The 15,871-nt window shown below is 70.9% G+C and carries 14 protein-coding genes and 1 tRNA gene; 4 read left to right on the forward strand and 11 right to left on the reverse strand.

Annotated features, from left to right (window positions below):
* Nucleotides 1–690, reverse strand: a complete 690-nt coding sequence (locus tag IE185_RS23865; protein WP_138896332.1) for a TetR/AcrR family transcriptional regulator — start codon at nucleotides 688–690, stop codon at nucleotides 1–3.
* Complete coding sequence (locus IE185_RS23870) at nucleotides 687–1,670, reverse strand: acyl-CoA desaturase (RefSeq protein WP_189715961.1); 984 nt, start codon at nucleotides 1,668–1,670, stop codon at nucleotides 687–689. The genes IE185_RS23865 and IE185_RS23870 overlap by 4 nt, the downstream gene beginning before the upstream one ends.
* Before the next feature lie 218 nt (nucleotides 1,671–1,888).
* Here IE185_RS23870 and ppc point away from each other — a divergent pair, with 218 nt between their 5' ends.
* Nucleotides 1,889–4,615, forward strand: coding sequence for a phosphoenolpyruvate carboxylase (ppc, locus tag IE185_RS23875; RefSeq protein WP_138896331.1), 2,727 nt, complete (start codon nucleotides 1,889–1,891; stop codon nucleotides 4,613–4,615).
* A 126-nt stretch (nucleotides 4,616–4,741) separates the two neighbouring features.
* Here ppc and IE185_RS23880 read toward each other — a convergent pair whose 3' ends face one another.
* From IE185_RS23880 to IE185_RS23910, 7 genes are all read right to left on the reverse strand, one after another.
* Entirely contained in the window at nucleotides 4,742–5,209 is a 468-nt protein-coding gene (locus IE185_RS23880; protein ID WP_138896330.1) for a hypothetical protein, read from the reverse strand.
* A 66-nt stretch (nucleotides 5,210–5,275) separates the two neighbouring features.
* Entirely contained in the window at nucleotides 5,276–5,866 is a 591-nt protein-coding gene (gene pth / locus IE185_RS23885) for an aminoacyl-tRNA hydrolase (RefSeq protein WP_189715963.1), read from the reverse strand.
* 126 nt (nucleotides 5,867–5,992) lie between these two features.
* Complete coding sequence (locus IE185_RS23890) at nucleotides 5,993–6,577, reverse strand: 50S ribosomal protein L25/general stress protein Ctc (protein ID WP_138896328.1); 585 nt, start codon at nucleotides 6,575–6,577, stop codon at nucleotides 5,993–5,995.
* Between the two features lie 207 nt (nucleotides 6,578–6,784).
* Entirely contained in the window at nucleotides 6,785–7,762 is a 978-nt protein-coding gene (locus tag IE185_RS23895) for a ribose-phosphate diphosphokinase (RefSeq protein WP_138896327.1), read from the reverse strand.
* A 109-nt stretch (nucleotides 7,763–7,871) separates the two neighbouring features.
* Complete coding sequence (gene glmU, locus IE185_RS23900) at nucleotides 7,872–9,320, reverse strand: bifunctional UDP-N-acetylglucosamine diphosphorylase/glucosamine-1-phosphate N-acetyltransferase GlmU (protein ID WP_138896326.1); 1,449 nt, start codon at nucleotides 9,318–9,320, stop codon at nucleotides 7,872–7,874.
* Between the two features lie 109 nt (nucleotides 9,321–9,429).
* Nucleotides 9,430–9,501: transfer RNA gene (locus tag IE185_RS23905), tRNA-Gln, on the reverse strand.
* Between the two features lie 26 nt (nucleotides 9,502–9,527).
* Entirely contained in the window at nucleotides 9,528–10,385 is an 858-nt protein-coding gene (locus tag IE185_RS23910) for a hypothetical protein (RefSeq protein WP_138896325.1), read from the reverse strand.
* 154 nt (nucleotides 10,386–10,539) lie between these two features.
* Between IE185_RS23910 and IE185_RS23915 the strand changes: the two genes are divergently transcribed.
* Nucleotides 10,540–11,871 (forward strand): sensor histidine kinase, encoded by a 1,332-nt coding sequence (locus IE185_RS23915; RefSeq protein ID WP_189715965.1) that lies wholly within the window; start codon nucleotides 10,540–10,542, stop codon nucleotides 11,869–11,871.
* A gap of 119 nt (nucleotides 11,872–11,990) precedes the next feature.
* On the opposite strand, the gene IE185_RS23920 is transcribed toward IE185_RS23915, so the two are convergent.
* Together IE185_RS23920 and IE185_RS23925 are read right to left on the reverse strand one after the other, a co-directional pair.
* Entirely contained in the window at nucleotides 11,991–12,533 is a 543-nt protein-coding gene (locus tag IE185_RS23920; protein WP_138898912.1) for an SUKH-3 domain-containing protein, read from the reverse strand.
* Between the two features lie 10 nt (nucleotides 12,534–12,543).
* Complete coding sequence (locus tag IE185_RS23925) at nucleotides 12,544–13,146, reverse strand: YwqJ-related putative deaminase (RefSeq protein WP_138898911.1); 603 nt, start codon at nucleotides 13,144–13,146, stop codon at nucleotides 12,544–12,546.
* A gap of 241 nt (nucleotides 13,147–13,387) precedes the next feature.
* Between IE185_RS23925 and IE185_RS23930 the strand changes: the two genes are divergently transcribed.
* Both IE185_RS23930 and IE185_RS23935 read left to right on the forward strand, forming a co-directional pair.
* On the forward strand, nucleotides 13,388–14,371 hold the full coding sequence (locus tag IE185_RS23930; RefSeq protein WP_138898910.1) for an HNH endonuclease: 984 nt from the start codon (nucleotides 13,388–13,390) through the stop codon (nucleotides 14,369–14,371).
* Nucleotides 14,372–14,378: 7 nt separating this feature from the next.
* The coding region (locus IE185_RS23935) for an SUKH-4 family immunity protein (protein WP_506004904.1) at nucleotides 14,379–15,871 on the forward strand (1,493 nt) is incomplete at its 3' end.

The raw sequence follows: 15,871 nt of genomic DNA on the forward strand, positions 1-15,871 counted from the left end.
TCAGCTCTTCCTGTGGCCTATCAGGCGCGGCTTGGCCTCCAGGTTCTCCAGGCCGTGCCAGCACAGGTTCACCAGGTGCGCCGCGACCTCCGCCTTCTTCGGCTTGCGGACGTCCAGCCACCACTGGCCCGTCAACGCCACCATGCCCACCAGGGCCTGGGCGTACAGCGGGGCCAGCTTCGGGTCGAAGCCGCGGGCCTTGAACTCCAGGCCCAGGATGTCCTCGACCTGGGTGGCGATGTCGCTGATCAGCGAGGCGAACGTACCCGTGGACTGGGCCACCGGCGAGTCACGGACCAGGATGCGGAATCCGTCCGTGTACGTCTCGATGTAGTCCAGCAGGGCGAACGCGGCCTGTTCGAGCAGCTCACGCGGGTGGCCCGCGGTCAGCGCCCCGGTCACCATGTCGAGCAGGCGGCGCATCTCCCGGTCCACCACGACGGCGTACAGGCCCTCCTTGCCGCCGAAGTGCTCGTACACGACCGGCTTGGAGACACCGGCCTTCGCGGCGATCTCCTCCACCGACGTGCCCTCGAAACCCTTCTCGGCGAAGAGGGTGCGGCCGATGTCCAGCAGCTGTTCGCGGCGTTCCTTGCCCGTCATGCGGACGCGGCGGGCCCGCCGGCTCGGAGTGGGCCTGCTCTTCTCGCTGTTCGTACTGCTGCCGTCGATCGCCACATCACCCATCATGCCGCTTCGGAGGGCTCACTCTTGCGCCGGGAGTCGATCCGGTCCGCGCTCGGCCACCGGACGTCGTACGCCCAGCCGGCCTTCTCGAACCAGCGGATCAGGCGGGCGCTCGAATCGATCTGCCCCCTCATCACGCCGTGCCGCGCCGACGTCGGGTCGGCGTGGTGCAGGTTGTGCCAGGACTCGCCGCAGGACAGCACGGCCAGCCACCAGACGTTGCCGGACTTGTCACGCGACTTGAAGGGACGCTTGCCCACCGCGTGGCAGATCGAGTTGATCGACCACGTCACGTGGTGCAGCAGCGCCACGCGCACCAGCGAGCCCCAGAAGAACGCCGTGAACGCGCCCCACCACGACATCGTCACCAGGCCGCCGACCAGCGGCGGGATGGCCAGCGACAGGATCGTCCAGTAGACGAAGTCGCGGGAGACGCGGCGGAGCGCCGGGTCCTTGATCAGGTCCGGTGCGTACTTCTCCTGCGAGGTCTGCTCCTCGTCGAACATCCAGGCGATGTGTGCCCACCACAGGCCCTTCATCAGGGCCGGCAGGGTCTCCCCGAACCGCCAGGGGGAGTGGGGGTCCCCTTCGGCGTCCGAGAACTTGTGGTGCTTGCGGTGGTCCGCGACCCAGCGGACCAGCGGCCCCTCCACCGCCATCGAGCCCATGACGGCCAGGGCGATGCGCAGCGGGCGCTTGGCCTTGAAGGAGCCGTGGGTGAAGTAGCGGTGGAAGCCGATCGTGATGCCGTGGCACCCGAGGTAGTACATGAAGACCATCAGGCCCAGGTCGAGCCAGCTCACGCCCCAGCCCCAGGCCAGCGGCACGGCGGCCAGCAGGGCCAGGAAGGGGACGGTGATGAACAGGAGAAGCGCGAGCTGCTCGATGGAGCGCTTGGACTCCCCGCCGCGGGTCGCGGAGGGGGCCGAGGTGTCTTCGCCCGCCTCGCGGGCGTCATCGAGCACGTCGGAACGAGTGGTCATGGGTTCCCCTGGGGGGTGAGGGATGTGTCGGAAGCACAGGCCGTGAAAGCTTTGGCTACGGGTGCGTAACCTACGGCATCGTAAGTATGGCAGCGCTTTGCCCGGCGGCAAGAGGCCGCCGGGAAAGGGTTCGGTCGCGCCGCATATCCTGGGTGTCGTCGGACAGCGTGGTCCACATACCCTCCAGACGTGCTCAAACACTGCAAGGAGCCGCACCTGTGAGCAGTGCCGACCAGAACTCCACCACCAGCGCGGAGCTGCGTGCCGACATCCGCCGTCTCGGCGATCTGCTGGGCGAGACGCTCGTACGGCAGGAAGGCCCCGAACTCCTCGAGCTGGTCGAGCGGGTGCGCGCCCTGACGCGCACCGACGGCGAAGCCGCCGCCGAACTGCTCGGAGACACCGACCTGGAGACCGCAGCCCGGCTGGTGCGCGCCTTCTCCACATATTTCCATCTTGCCAACGTCACCGAGCAGGTGCACCGCGGCCGTGAGATGCGCGCCAAGCGTGCCGAGGAGGGCGGACTTCTCGCCCGTACGGCGGACAGGCTCAAGGACGCCGACCCCGAGCACCTGCGCCACACGGTCAAGAACCTCAACGTCAGGCCCGTCTTCACGGCCCACCCGACCGAGGCCGCGCGCCGGTCCGTGCTGAACAAGCTCCGGCGCATCGCCGAGCTCCTCGAAACCCCCGTGATCGCCTCCGACCGGCGGCGCCACGACCTCCGTCTGGCCGAATCGATCGACCTCATCTGGCAGACGGACGAGCTGCGCGTCGTACGCCCCGAACCGGCCGACGAGGCGCGCAACGCCATCTACTACCTCGACGAGCTGCACGCCGGCGCGGTCGGCGACGTCCTGGAGGACCTCGCCGCCGAGCTGGAGCGCGTCGGCGTGAAGCTGCCCCCCGGCACCCGGCCGCTCACCTTCGGCACCTGGATCGGCGGCGACCGCGACGGCAACCCGAACGTCACACCCGCCGTGACCTGGGACGTACTGATCCTCCAGCACGAGCACGGCATCACCGACGCCCTGGAGCTCGTCGACCAGCTGCGCGGGCAGCTGTCGAACTCCATCCGCTACACCGGCGCCACCGAGGAGCTGCTGGCCTCCCTCCAGGCCGACCTGGAGCGGCTGCCGATCAGCCCCCGCTACAAGCGCCTGAACGCCGAGGAGCCCTACCGGCTCAAGGCCACCTGCATCCGGCAGAAGCTCGTCAACACCCGCGAGCGCCTCGCCAGCGGCACCGCGCACCAGCCCGGCGTCGACTACCTCGGCACCGGCGAGCTCCTCGCCGACCTCACGCTCATCCAGACGTCACTGCGCGAGCACCGCGGCGGCCTGTTCGCCGACGGCCGCATGGACCGTACGATCCGCACCCTCGCGGCGTTCGGCCTCCAGCTCGCCACCCTGGACGTGCGCGAGCACGCCGACGCCCACCACCACGCCCTCGGGCAGCTCTTCGACCGCCTCGGCGAGGAGTCCTGGCGGTACGCCGACATGCCGCGCGACTACCGGCAGAAGCTCCTCGCCAAGGAGCTGCGCTCCAGGCGGCCGCTGGCCCCCACGCCCGCGCCGCTGGACGCCGCCGGGCACAAGACCCTCGGCGTGTTCACCACCGTCAAGGAGGCGCTGGAGCGCTTCGGGCCCGAGGTCATCGAGTCGTACATCATCTCGATGTGCCAGGGCGCGGACGACGTCTTCGCCGCCGCCGTCCTCGCGCGCGAGGCCGGCCTGGTCGACCTGCACGCGGGCTGGGCGAAGATCGGCATCGTGCCGCTGCTGGAGACCACCGACGAACTGCGCGCGGCCGACGTCATCCTCGACGAGATGCTGGCCGACCCCTCCTACCGGCGGCTCGTGTCGCTGCGCGGCGACGTGCAGGAGGTCATGCTCGGCTACTCCGACTCCTCCAAGTTCGGCGGCATCACCACCAGCCAGTGGGAGATCCACCGCGCCCAGCGCCGCCTGCGCGACGTCGCGCACCGGTACGGCGTACGCCTGCGCCTCTTCCACGGCCGCGGCGGCACCGTCGGCCGCGGCGGCGGCCCCTCGCACGACGCGATCCTCGCGCAGCCGTGGGGCACGCTGGAGGGCGAGATCAAGGTGACCGAGCAGGGCGAGGTCATCTCCGACAAGTACCTGGTGCCGTCCCTGGCCAGGGAGAACCTGGAGCTGACGGTCGCCGCCACCCTCCAGGCGTCCGCGCTGCACACCTCGCCGCGCCAGTCCGACGAGGCGCTGGCGCGCTGGGACGCGGCGATGGACACCGTGTCCGAGGCCGCGCACACCGCCTACCGCGAGCTCGTCGAGGACCCGGACCTGCCGGCGTACTTCTTCGCCGCCACCCCCGTCGACCAGCTCGCCGACCTGCACCTGGGCTCGCGCCCCTCGCGCCGCCCGGACAGCGGCGCCGGCCTCGACGGCCTGCGCGCCATCCCGTGGGTCTTCGGCTGGACCCAGTCACGGCAGATCGTGCCGGGCTGGTACGGCGTCGGATCGGGCCTGAAGGCGCTGCGCGAGGCGGGCCTGGACACGGTCCTGGACGAGATGCACGAGCAGTGGCACTTCTTCCGGAACTTCCTGTCCAACGTCGAGATGACGCTGGCGAAGACCGATCTGCGCATCGCCCAGCACTACGTCGACACGCTCGTCCCGGACAACCTCAAGCACGTCTTCGAGACGATCCGCGCCGAACACGAGCTCACGGTGGCGGAGGTCCTGCGGATCACGGGCGGGGAGCAGCTCCTCGGCTCCAACCCGGTGCTCCAGCAGACGTTCGCCATCCGCGACGCCTACCTGGACCCGATCTCCTACCTCCAGGTCTCGCTGCTCGCCCGCCAGCGCGCGGCCGCCGAGGCCGGCGAGGAGCCGGACCCGCTGCTCGCGAGGGCGCTGCTGCTCACCGTCAACGGTGTCGCGGCTGGCCTGCGCAACACGGGCTGACCTTCCCCGGCCCCCGGTCTCGACCCGCTGCCCCGCGCCTCCCGGTGCGGGGCAGCGGCCTTTCGCGTGCCGCGCCCGGTCCGCGCCGGGGCGTCCGCTACTCGTGTCACGGGGTGTTCCCAGGGCTCACAGCGCCAGGAACGCCGCCCCCAGCAGGGCCCCGCCCGCCAGGGCCGCGCCCCAGGCCAGGCGGGTCGTGCGCAGACCCCCGGCGACGACGAGCGCCGCGAGCAGCAGCGCGCCGCCCAGCGGCGCCCAGGCGTGGAGGATGCCGGGGGCTCCGGCGCGTACCGCCTCGGTCGTGCCCGGCTTGAGGACGACCGGGAGCCGCGCCCCCTTCTTCGCCGCGATCGACTTCTCGATCGTCACGCGCGGATGGTTGGCCGTACGGCCCTCGGGCGTGTACGGGCCGGTGCACGTCTCGCCGCCGCACGAGGCGACCGTCAGCGTCCCGTGCTCCCGGCCCTTGGAGAGCATCACGTGCTGGGCCGTGCCCCAGGAGGAACGGACGCCGGCGACGAGCAGCAGCAGGGCGATGCCTGCCATCGCCGCACGTCGGGCGTACAGGAGGGCTTGGGTCCGCTTCGAGGCCATGGACCGGGATCCTTGGCCATGTGACCGCGCTCGGTCAACCTGCGGCCAAGGCATCCGGCCGGAATGTCAGGAGTTGTACGTGCTCTGCGCGCGTTCCAGACCCTCGGTGACCAGACACTCCACCGCGTCCGCCGCCCGGTCGACGAAGTACCCCAGCTCCTTGCGCTCCGCCGAGGAGAAGTCCTTCAGCACGAAGTCGGCCACCTGCATACGCCCCGGCGGCCGCCCGATCCCGAAACGCACCCGGTGGTAGTCGGGCCCCATCGACTTGGTCATCGACTTCAGACCGTTGTGCCCGTTGTCGCCACCGCCCAGCTTGACGCGCAACATCCCGTAGTCGATGTCCAGCTCGTCGTGGATCGCCACGATGTGCGCCGTCGGCACCTTGTAGAAGTCGCGCAGCGCCGTGACCGGACCACCGGACAGGTTCATGTACGACTGCGGCTTGGCCAGCACCACACGCCGGTTGGCCGGACCCGGCGGGCCCATCCGGCCCTCGACCACCTGCGCACGCGCCTTGTGCGCCTTGAACCTCGCCCGCATGCGCTCCGCGAGCAGGTCGGCCACCATGAAGCCGACGTTGTGCCGGTTGGCCGCGTAATCAGGACCCGGATTGCCCAGACCCACGATCAGCCAGGGGTCGGCTGCGTCCGTCATCTGCATGTCTCCTTCATACGCCGGTTCCCGCGGCGGTTCCTGTACCGGATCACACGCCAGCCGCCGCCCCGCGCCACAAGGCGCGGAACGGCGGCTGGACAGCGACTACGAGCCGAACGGCGAGGCTCAGGCCTCGGCGCCCTCGGACTCACCCTCGGCCGGGGCCTCCTCGGCCTGCGGGGCCAGGACCTGGATCACGATGGCCTCGGGGTCGGTGGCCAGCGTGGTGCCCTCGGGCAGCGGAACGTCCTTGGCGTGGATCGAGGCACCGGCCTCGAGGCCCGCGATGGACACCGTGACCGACTCGGGGATGTGCGTCGCCTCGGTCTCGACCGACAGCGTGTTCAGTACGTTCTCCAGCAGGTTGCCGCCCGGGGCCAGCTCGCCCTCGGTGTGGACCGCGACCTCGACCGTGACCTTCTCGCCGCGCTTGACCGCGAGCAGGTCGACGTGGGTGATGTTGCGCTTGATGGCGTGACGCTGGATGGCCTTCGGGATGACCAGCTCGGTCTTGCCGTCGACGTCCAGGCTGAGCAGCGCGTTGCTGGTCTTGAGCGCCATCATGAGCTCGTGACCCGGCAGGGTGACGTGAACGGGCTCGGCGCCGTGGCCGTAGATGACACCGGGAACCTTGTTGGCACGACGGGTCTGACGGGCAGCGCCCTTGCCGAACTCGGTACGGACTTCAGCGGCGATCTTGATCTCAGCCATGGTGCACTCCTCGCGGGTGACGAAAAACGGATGGGTCACCCGGCCACGAAACGGCCTGCTACGAAGAGCGCGTCGATAACGGATGCGCCGTACTGCATGAGTACGGCCTCCCTCGCCGAGCAACTCAGGGAGTCTACCCGGCGGGGAGGCCGTACCAGAAATCGATCTACCGCAGGGTCCTCAGCACACGCAGGACCCGCAGAAGCGCTACGACTGCTCCTCGAAGAGACTCGTCACCGAGCCGTCCTCGAAGACCTCACGCACGGCCCGCGCGATCGTCGGCGCCATCGACAGCACCGTGATCTTGTCGAGCTCCAGTTCGCCCGGCGTCGGCAGCGTATTTGTCAGAACGAACTCGCTGACCTTGGAATTCTTCAGCCGGTCCGCCGCCGGACCCGACAGGATGCCGTGCGTCGCGGTGACGATGACGTCCTCCGCACCATTGGCGAACAGCGCCTCCGCCGCCGCGCAGATCGTGCCACCCGTGTCGATCATGTCGTCGACCAGGACGCAGACGCGGCCCTTGACCTCACCCACGACCTCGTGGACGGTCACCTGGTTCGCGACGTCCTTGTCACGCCGCTTGTGGACGATCGCCAGCGGCGCGTCCAGACGGTCGCACCAACGGTCGGCGACCCGCACACGGCCGGCGTCCGGAGAGACGATCGTCAGCTTCGAACGGTCGACCTTCGCACCGACGTAGTCCGCCAGCACCGGCAGCGCCGACAGATGGTCCACCGGGCCGTCGAAGAAGCCCTGGATCTGGTCCGTGTGCAGATCGACCGTGAGAATGCGGTCGGCGCCCGCCGTCTTCAGCAGGTCCGCGATCAGACGGGCCGAAATCGGCTCACGACCACGGTGCTTCTTGTCCTGACGGGCATAGCCGTACGACGGAATGATCACGGTGATGCTCCGAGCGGAAGCCCGCTTCAGAGCATCGATCATGATCAGCTGCTCCATGATCCACTTATTGATCGGAGCCGTGTGGCTCTGGATCAGGAAGCAGTCGGCGCCACGCGCCGACTCCTGGAAGCGAACGTAGATCTCTCCATTGGCGAAGTCGAAAGCCTTCGTCGGCACGAGGCCGACACCCAACTGGTGCGCGACCTCCTCGGCCAGCTCGGGGTGGGCGCGGCCGGAGAAGAGCATCAGCTTCTTCTCGCCGGTCGTCTTGATCCCGGTCACAGCACTGTCTCCTCAGACGTGTCCTCTGGCCGCGAGCCACTTCCGCGCGAACCAGCCGAATTTGTGTGCACGTATCACGGTACGCCGAGTTCGACGCACCTGTTTCCGGTCAGCTTTCGCCGTCGGCCTGTTCCGCCACCGCCGCAGCCGCCTGCGCGGCAGCGCTGCCCGGCCGCTTACGGGCTACCCAGCCCTCGATATTCCGTTGCTGGCCCCGGGCCACCGCCAGCGAACCGGCCGGCACATCCTTGGTGATGACAGACCCGGCGGCGGTGTACGCACCGTCCCCGACCGTGACAGGCGCCACAAACATGTTGTCCGAACCCGTCCGGCAGTGAGAACCGATCGTCGTGTGGTGCTTCGCCTCACCGTCGTAGTTCACGAACACACTCGCCGCGCCGATGTTCGAGTACTCACCGATCGTCGCGTCACCGACGTACGACAGATGAGGCACCTTCGTACCCTCGCCCACCACGGCGTTCTTCATCTCCACGTACGCGCCGGCCTTCGACTTCGGACCCAGCTTCGTACCCGGCCGCAGATAGGCGAACGGGCCGACGTTCGCCCCCGCACCCACCTCCGCGCCCTCCGCGACCGTGTTGTCCACCCGCGCCCCCGCATGCACGACCGTGTCCGCAAGCCGCGAGTTGGGACCCACCTCGCACCCCTCACCGAGGTGCGTCGCCCCCAGCAACTGCGTACCCGGATACACCGTCGCGTCCTGATCGAACGTCACCGACACATCGATGAACGTCGACCCCGGATCGACCACCGTCACACCACCGAGCATCGCGCGCTCCAGCAGCCGCGCATTGAGCAGCCGGCGCGCCTCCGCGAGCTGCACGCGGTTGTTGATGCCCAGGATCTCCCGGTGGTCGGCCGCCACGGCCGCCCCCACCCGGTGACCGGCCTCCCGCAGAATGCCGAGCACGTCCGTGAGGTACTCCTCACCCTGACTGTTGTCCGTACGGACCTTGCCCAGCGCGTCCGCGAGCAGCCGCCCGTCGAACGCGAACACACCCGAGTTGATCTCGTTGATCGCCCGCTGGGCGTCGGACGCGTCCTTGTGCTCGACGATCGCGGTGACCGCGCCGCTGTCCCGGTCCCGCACGATCCGCCCGTACCCCGTCGAGTCGGGAACCTCGGCGGTCAGCACCGTGCACGCGTTGCCGTCTGCGGCATGCGTCCCGGCGAGCCGGGCCAGGGTGTCGCCGGTCAGCAGCGGGGTGTCCCCGCAGACGACGACCACGGTGCCGTCCAGACCCTCCCCGAGCTGCTCCAGGCCCATGCGCACCGCGTGACCGGTGCCCTTCTGCTGCTCCTGCACGGCGGTGCGGACCCCGGCGTCGATCGAGCCCAGGTGGGCGGCGACCTGCTCACGGGCGTGGCCCACGACCACGACGAGGTGCTCGGGGTCCAGCTCTCGGGAGGCCGCGACGACGTGCCCGACGAGCGAGCGCCCGCTGATCTCGTGCAGGACCTTCGGGGTGGCCGACTTCATACGGGTGCCCTCACCCGCTGCGAGGACGACGACGGCGGCCGGGCGATTGGCGCTCACGGTGATGCCCTTCGGCTTCGGGTGGTGGACACCCGCAGGATACCGGGGGGTGTCATGCCCGAAACGCGCGCGGGTCCTGACCTGTGTGGTCAGGACCCGTTCGTTGGTGCTCCCCTGCCAGGACTTGAACCCGGACTTAAGGCACCAAAAGCCTCAGTGCTGCCAATTACACCACAGGGGAATAGATCGGACGAACCGGACATTTGGTCAGGTCGCTCGATCGGCACCCAACACTATGCCGTACCAGGCCCCCTCCACGCGACGGTAGAGGTCGGCGCTCTTCGAGACGTAGATGATCATGCAGCCGCGGTATGCCGCGGCCGTGTTCTTCCGTGTGGTCTTCGGCTGATGCTTCTTGAGTGTCGCGCGCTGGAAGTCGGCGACGTCCACGCCGGTCAGGGCGGCCCAGAAACGCTCAGCCGCCGGAATGTCCGCCGACTCGTGGATGCTCAGGCGAAACTTCATGCGCTCACGCGTGACCCCGAGCATCTCGAGCCAGCGGAGGTAGACCTGGATCACGTTCGGGTCGCTGTTGATGAACTGGAGGACCTCCGAGCGGCGGTACTCCTTGTCCTTGGTCCCCTCGGCCCAGTAGAGGCTGACTCCGAGCAGGAACAGCTCCCGATCCGAAAGGGGGCCGACCTCGTCACGTGCTGCGCGCTTCGTTTCCTGCCGCTTCTGATCCTGGGTGGCGCGCAGGCGCGCGAGACCTGCGTTCATGAGGGTGTGGCGTTCCTCGTCCGTGTAGCGAGGATCCGGCTTCGGGAGATCCCGCACCCAGAGCGAGATGGAACTTTTTGAGCATCCCAACTGCGCTTGGATCTGGTCGTAGGTCAGGCCCTGGAGCCGTAGATCGCGCGCGGCGGCTCGAAGGTCGTCCTTGGCGTTCGGGCGTTTGGTCCACTCCGGTGCGGGCTCGCCGTTCACCAAGCGCTGGAGGATGTCGTTGTTGTAGACCTTCAGCCGGTCGCGGATCTGCCGCAGGCTGAGACCGTCCCTGCGCAGTTGGACTGCCTGCTCGCGAAGGCTTTCGAAGTCGGCGTACTTGCCGAGGATTTCCGTCATGCGAGCAGCTTTGTTCGGTATGCGGACTCCTGGGTCGAAACCGTGGTCGATTCAGTAGTTCGTGTGGACAACAGACGTTCCGCGAGCCAACGACCGTTTCCGCGCTCACGCGGTCGCCGGATATTGGGTGGCGGCCGCCCGTAGGGTGGATGGCATGACCGTAACGGGGGCAGATCAGGACGCCACGGGCATGACCGCCCGGCGCTACTGGTGGTGGGACAGGCGGCGCAGTGTCGTCCTGGATGTGGGGCTGGCGCTGGTTTCGGCGTTCGAGTGTGCGTGGGAGGGTGTGCGGTTCGCGGGGGACGCGGGGCTGCCGGTGCCGCTGGGGGTGGCGTTCGGGCTGGTGGCGGGGTCCGTGCTGGTGGTGCGGCGGCGGTGGCCGATCGCGGTGGTGCTGGTGGCGATCGCCGTGACGCCGGCCGAGATGGCTTACCTGATGGGCATCGTGTCGCTCTACACGCTGGCCGCGTCGGAGGTGCCGCGCCGGATCACCGTGGTGCTGGCGGGCATGTCGCTGGCGGGCACGCTGATCGTGACGTACGTACGGACGCAGCAGGACGTGGCGAACGCGGCGGACGGGGACTTCCGGCCCGGTCCCTGGTACGTACCGCTCGTGTCGCTCTTCATGTCGCTCGGCCTGACCGGGCCGCCGGTGCTGTACGGGCTCTATATAGGGGCGCGGCGGCGGTTGATGGAGAGCTTGCGGGAACGCGCGGATTCGCTGGAGCGGGAGCTGTCGCTGCTGGCGGACCGGGCGGAGGAGCGGGCCGAGTGGGCGCGTACGGAGGAACGGACGCGGATCGCGCGCGAGATGCACGACGTGGTCGCGCACCGGGTGAGTCTGATGGTGGTGCACGCGGCGGCGCTCCAGGCGGTGGCGCTGAAGGATCCTGCCAAGGCGGTGAAGAACGCGGCGCTGGTCGGCGACATGGGGCGGCAGGCACTGACCGAGCTGCGGCAGATGCTCGGGGTGCTGCGTGCGGGGGACGCGGGGCGGCGCGACGGCGAGACGTCGTCGGCGGTGCCGCTGGCGGCGGTCGGTGCGGCGGCGGCCGCTGTCGCGGCGGCCGAGGCGGAGGACGGGCCGTGCCTGGCGGACCTGGAGGCGTTGGTGGGGCAGTCGCGGCAGGCCGGGATGGTGGTGGAGTTCTCGGTCGAGGGTGATCCGGTCGACTGCGGGGCGCTGGTCGAGCAGACGGCGTACCGCGTGGTGCAGGAGGCCCTGACGAACGTGCACAAGCATGCGGCGGGGGCGAAGACGTGGGTGCGGCTGGCGCATCGGGGCTCGGAGTTCGCGATGCAGGTGGAGAACGGGCCGTCGGACGGCGGGACGGCGGACGCGGGGCTGCCGAGCGGGGGGAACGGGCTGGTGGGGATGCGGGAGCGGGTGACGGCGCTGGGCGGCGTCTTCGTGTCCGGCCCGACGGATGCGGGCGGCTTCCGCGTCTCGGCGGTGCTCCCGGCCCGCCCGAGGAAGGCGTAACCGACCGACAGCGCACCCGGAGCCCCCGAAGCGCGGCCCCACCACCGCTCACGATCATCCCTGCCGGCACGGCACCGACCCTGGAGCTCCGGCGGGTGCCCCGCGCGGCTCCCGGCGGACTACCCCGCCGTCCCCTGCGCCGGTGTCAGTCGGCTGGGCTGGGTGCCGGTGATCAGGGTGGAGAGGGCGTGGTCGACGTCGGCGCCGAGGTACCAGTCGCCCGTGTGGTCCAGGCTGTAGACGCGGCCTTCCGTGTCGATGGCGAGTACGGCCTGGCCTTCGTCGCCCTCGCCGCCGAGTTCCGTGCCGAGGGGGCAGACCTCGGTGCCGAGGGCCCGGCCGAGGTCCGCGAGCGTCCGCGCGTGGTGCAGTCCGCGGAGCGGGTCGAAACGTACCGGGGTCGGGGCGATCTGCCGGCCAGGCCCGGGCGGCGCGATGTGCAGGCCGCCGAATTCGGCCCACGCCTCGACCGCCGCCGGGAAGACGTTGTGCCGGTGGCCGGCGGGGGAGGTGTGGGCGCGCAGGGTGTCGGCCCAGTGCTCCGCCTGCCGTATGTCCCAGCGTCCCGGTTGCCAGCCGGCCGCGCGCAGGGCGGCGTCCACCGCCACCGGGAAGCGGGTGGTGTTGGTGTGGGGGCTCGGGGTGGCGTTGGGGCCCGGCATCGGTTGCGGGTCAGCCCTTCTCGGTAGGGGTCGCGGTCAGGTCTACGGCGCGTACGCCGAAGTGGGCGAGCATCGGCGTGCAGGAGCGGCACGGCGGGGCGTAGCTGCCGTGCAGGGGGTCGCCGTCCTCGCGGATGCGGCGGGCGGTGAGTTTGGAGTGCTTCAGGGAGCGGCGGGCCTCGCCGGTGGTCAGCGGTTTGCGGGAGGCGCGGCGGGAGCGTGAGCCCTCGGTGGCGGCGATGTGGCGGGAGAGGAGGATCGCCTCGGGGCAGCGTCCGGTGAAGCGTTCCCGCTGGCCGCTGGTGAGGGTGTCGAGGAAGTCCTGGACGAGGGGGTGGAGCGGGGGCGGCTGGTCGCCCCGGCCGGCGGTGCACGTCAGGGTGTCGGCGCCGCGTACGGAGAGCGCGGCGGCGACCGTCGGCAGGATGCCGTCGCGACGGTGCGTGAGCACGGGCACGCGGGCGGGTTCGGTGCTGCTCCAGCTGAGGCGTGGGTCGCCGGCCGTGGCGGGCGCCGGGGCCGGCGCGGTGGGCGTCGTCGCCGTGGGTGTGGCTGTGGTGGTCGTGGGCGTGCCCGTCGGTGTCGTTGTAGCGGCTGTTTGAGCAGTGTGCATTGGTGGTGCTCCCCTCCCGTGCCCGCGGCGGGCAGCCGCTGATGTGCACGCCCCCGCGTTGCTGGGACAGCCTGCCAAATGTGTCGCGCGGTACGGAAGCTGGGTCGGTGAATCGTGTACGTGTGTCGCCCGGTGGTGACGCGGGTGTGACGGTTCGTTACGCAAGGCGAGGGGCGGGGCCGCCTGTTGTCCCACCGCATAGGCTGTGCGAACCAGCCAGACGCAGCAGGGGGCATCCGCCATGACGACAGGTCGGCTCGGGCAGCAAGCCGCGCCACCGAACGCGGCCTACGCCGGGCAGCTCGTGCATTTCCCGGACCCGGTCCGGGCCTCCCGCCATCCCCAGGGTGTGCGTGTGGACGAAGCCGGCTTCCCGGTGTTCACGCCGTACGCGCGTGCCGCCGCGGAGATCGCCGAGCCTCCGGAGGGTTTCGGCGTCGACGAACTGCGGCTCACCGACTACGTGTCGGCCAACGCGGCGCTGGCCGCGGCCGGGCACGAGCTGTGGGACACGATTCCGGCGGTCGCCACCCCGCACGGCTGGACCTGGCACCACGTGCCGAACACCCGGCGCATGGAGCTCGTACCCGTAGAGGTGAAGGCGTTGTTGCGTCATCACGGCGGGCTCACGACGGCCGCCGTCGACCAGGACAAGCGCGGGACGCGTCCGCTCCAGGAGACGCGGCCGGCGCATTTCGGGCTGCCGAAGAGTTCCGTGTCGGTGACCGAGCAGCAGATCCAGGGTGTGGAGGAGGATCTCGGCTACCGGCTTCCGGGGGCGTACCGGTCGTTCCTGAAGGCGGCGGGCGGGTGCGCGCCGGTGGGCACGGCGCTCGACGCGGAGCTGGGGCTGCTGGTCGACCAGCCGTTCTTCACGGTGCGGGACGAGGCCGCGGTGAACGACCTGGTGTACGTCAACAAGTGCTTGCGCGACCACATGACCAAGGACTACCTGGGTGTCGCTTTCGTGCAGGGCGGCCTGCTGGCCGTGAAGGTGCGGGGCGAGGCGGTCGGGTCGGTGTGGTTCGTGGCGTACGACGACGCGCGGGACCGTGACGGCTGGACGGTGCACGAGCGCGTGGAGCGGTTGCCGTTGCCGTGCGGCGAGGACTTCGACGCCTTCCTCCAGCGGCTGGCGGGCAGTCCGCCGGAGCTGGAGACCGTGGCGAACCTGATGGTCGACGGCGGCTTCGCGCGCGCCGTCCCGGTTTCGGACGAGGGGTGACGGTCCGGTGGTGACCTTCGCGCAGGCGCAGGAGCGCGCGGAAGAGTGGGTCAACGGGGACGTGCCCGTGCCGTCGCACCGTGAGGTGCGGGTGCGCGAGTTCGAACTCGGATTCGTGGTGTGGGCGGAGGACCGCGAGGGTGGTCCGGTGTCGGACGGCGGCAGGCAGCGCCTGGTCATCGCCCGCGACAGCGGGGAGGCGACGCTGTGGCCGGGGTTGCCGGTGGGTGAGGTGATCCGCCGGTACGAGGAGGAGTACGGGGCGCCGGAGCCGTCACCGGCGGCGGACGCGGGGCCGGCTCCGGCGCAGCGGGTGGATCTGGAGCAGACGTCGTTCCTGTTGACGCCGCCGGAGTGGCTCCAGGACGCGGCGGACAGGATGGGTATTCCGGATCGCCGGGGTGCGGACGCGGACGCGGGCGCTCCTGCCGGTGTGGACCCGCAGTCGTCCCCGCCTCCCGTGGCGGGCGCGGACGGTGACTGGCCGCTTGCCGGTGCCGCCAATGCCACGGGCGCCGAGGGCCACGGGCCGCGTCCCGGGGGCGCTTCGCCGGCTCAGGGCGGCGACTGGACCGACGCCGTGACCGCGGGGGCGGCTTCCGCGACGGCGGGCGGGGCCCGTGGGGTACGGGCGCCGGACGCCGGGGCCGGTGCGCTTTCGGCCGGTGGTGACGGCGCGCGGGGCGGGGACGTTTCCGCGCCCGGTGACGGGGGTTGGGGCGGCTCCGGTGCCCACGGGGTGTCGGACGACGCCAGTTCGGCGGCCGGTGGCGGCAGTTGGGGCGGGGCCCGGAGTGAGAACGCCTCGCAGGCAGAGCGCGGGTCCGGCACGTCCTGGCCCGGCGCCGGTGGCAGCGATCATGAGCCGGCCGGTTCCGGCACGCCCGCGTCGCCCGCCGGGGCGACCCCCTGGGCCGGGACCGACACCAACTCGGCCACCGGCTCCGACGACGCGTCCGTGCCGCTGCCGGCGACGGTGTTCGCGCCGCCGCTCTCCGGCTCGGACGATGACGACGCCCCGCCGCCCGGCGTGCCGCCGGAGGCCAGGACGGCGCTGATGTCGGGCGGCAGCGGGCTGCCCGCTACCGCCGTGGCCCCCATGGTCCCCGGTGCGACTCCGCAGCCGCCCGTGGCGCCCGGGCGGCCCGGGGTGCTCCCGCCCGGCGCCGAGGAGATCGCCGACGCGGCGAGCAGCGCGCACGGGAGCGGTGCGACGTTTCCGCCGCCTGGCGCCCCCGGTGCGCCGGGTGCGGCTCCGCAGTCCCCGCCTCCGTCGCCGCCCGGTGCGCCGGCGGGTGGTTACGTACCGACGCAGCTCGTCTCGGCGCTGGGCCCCGACGGCCCGCAGCCGCCCGGTCCTCCCGCCCCGCCCACGCCGCCTCCCGGCGGCGGTGTGCATCACGCGGCGACGATGTTCGCCGACGCGAGCCAGGGCGGCGGCATGCCCGGGGTTCCGCAGCCTCCCGGTCCGCCCGGTCCTCCCGGCGCGCCCGGTGGGGG

The organism is Streptomyces chryseus (genome assembly GCF_014650755.1).
Taxonomy (GTDB): domain Bacteria; phylum Actinomycetota; class Actinomycetes; order Streptomycetales; family Streptomycetaceae; genus Streptomyces; species Streptomyces chryseus.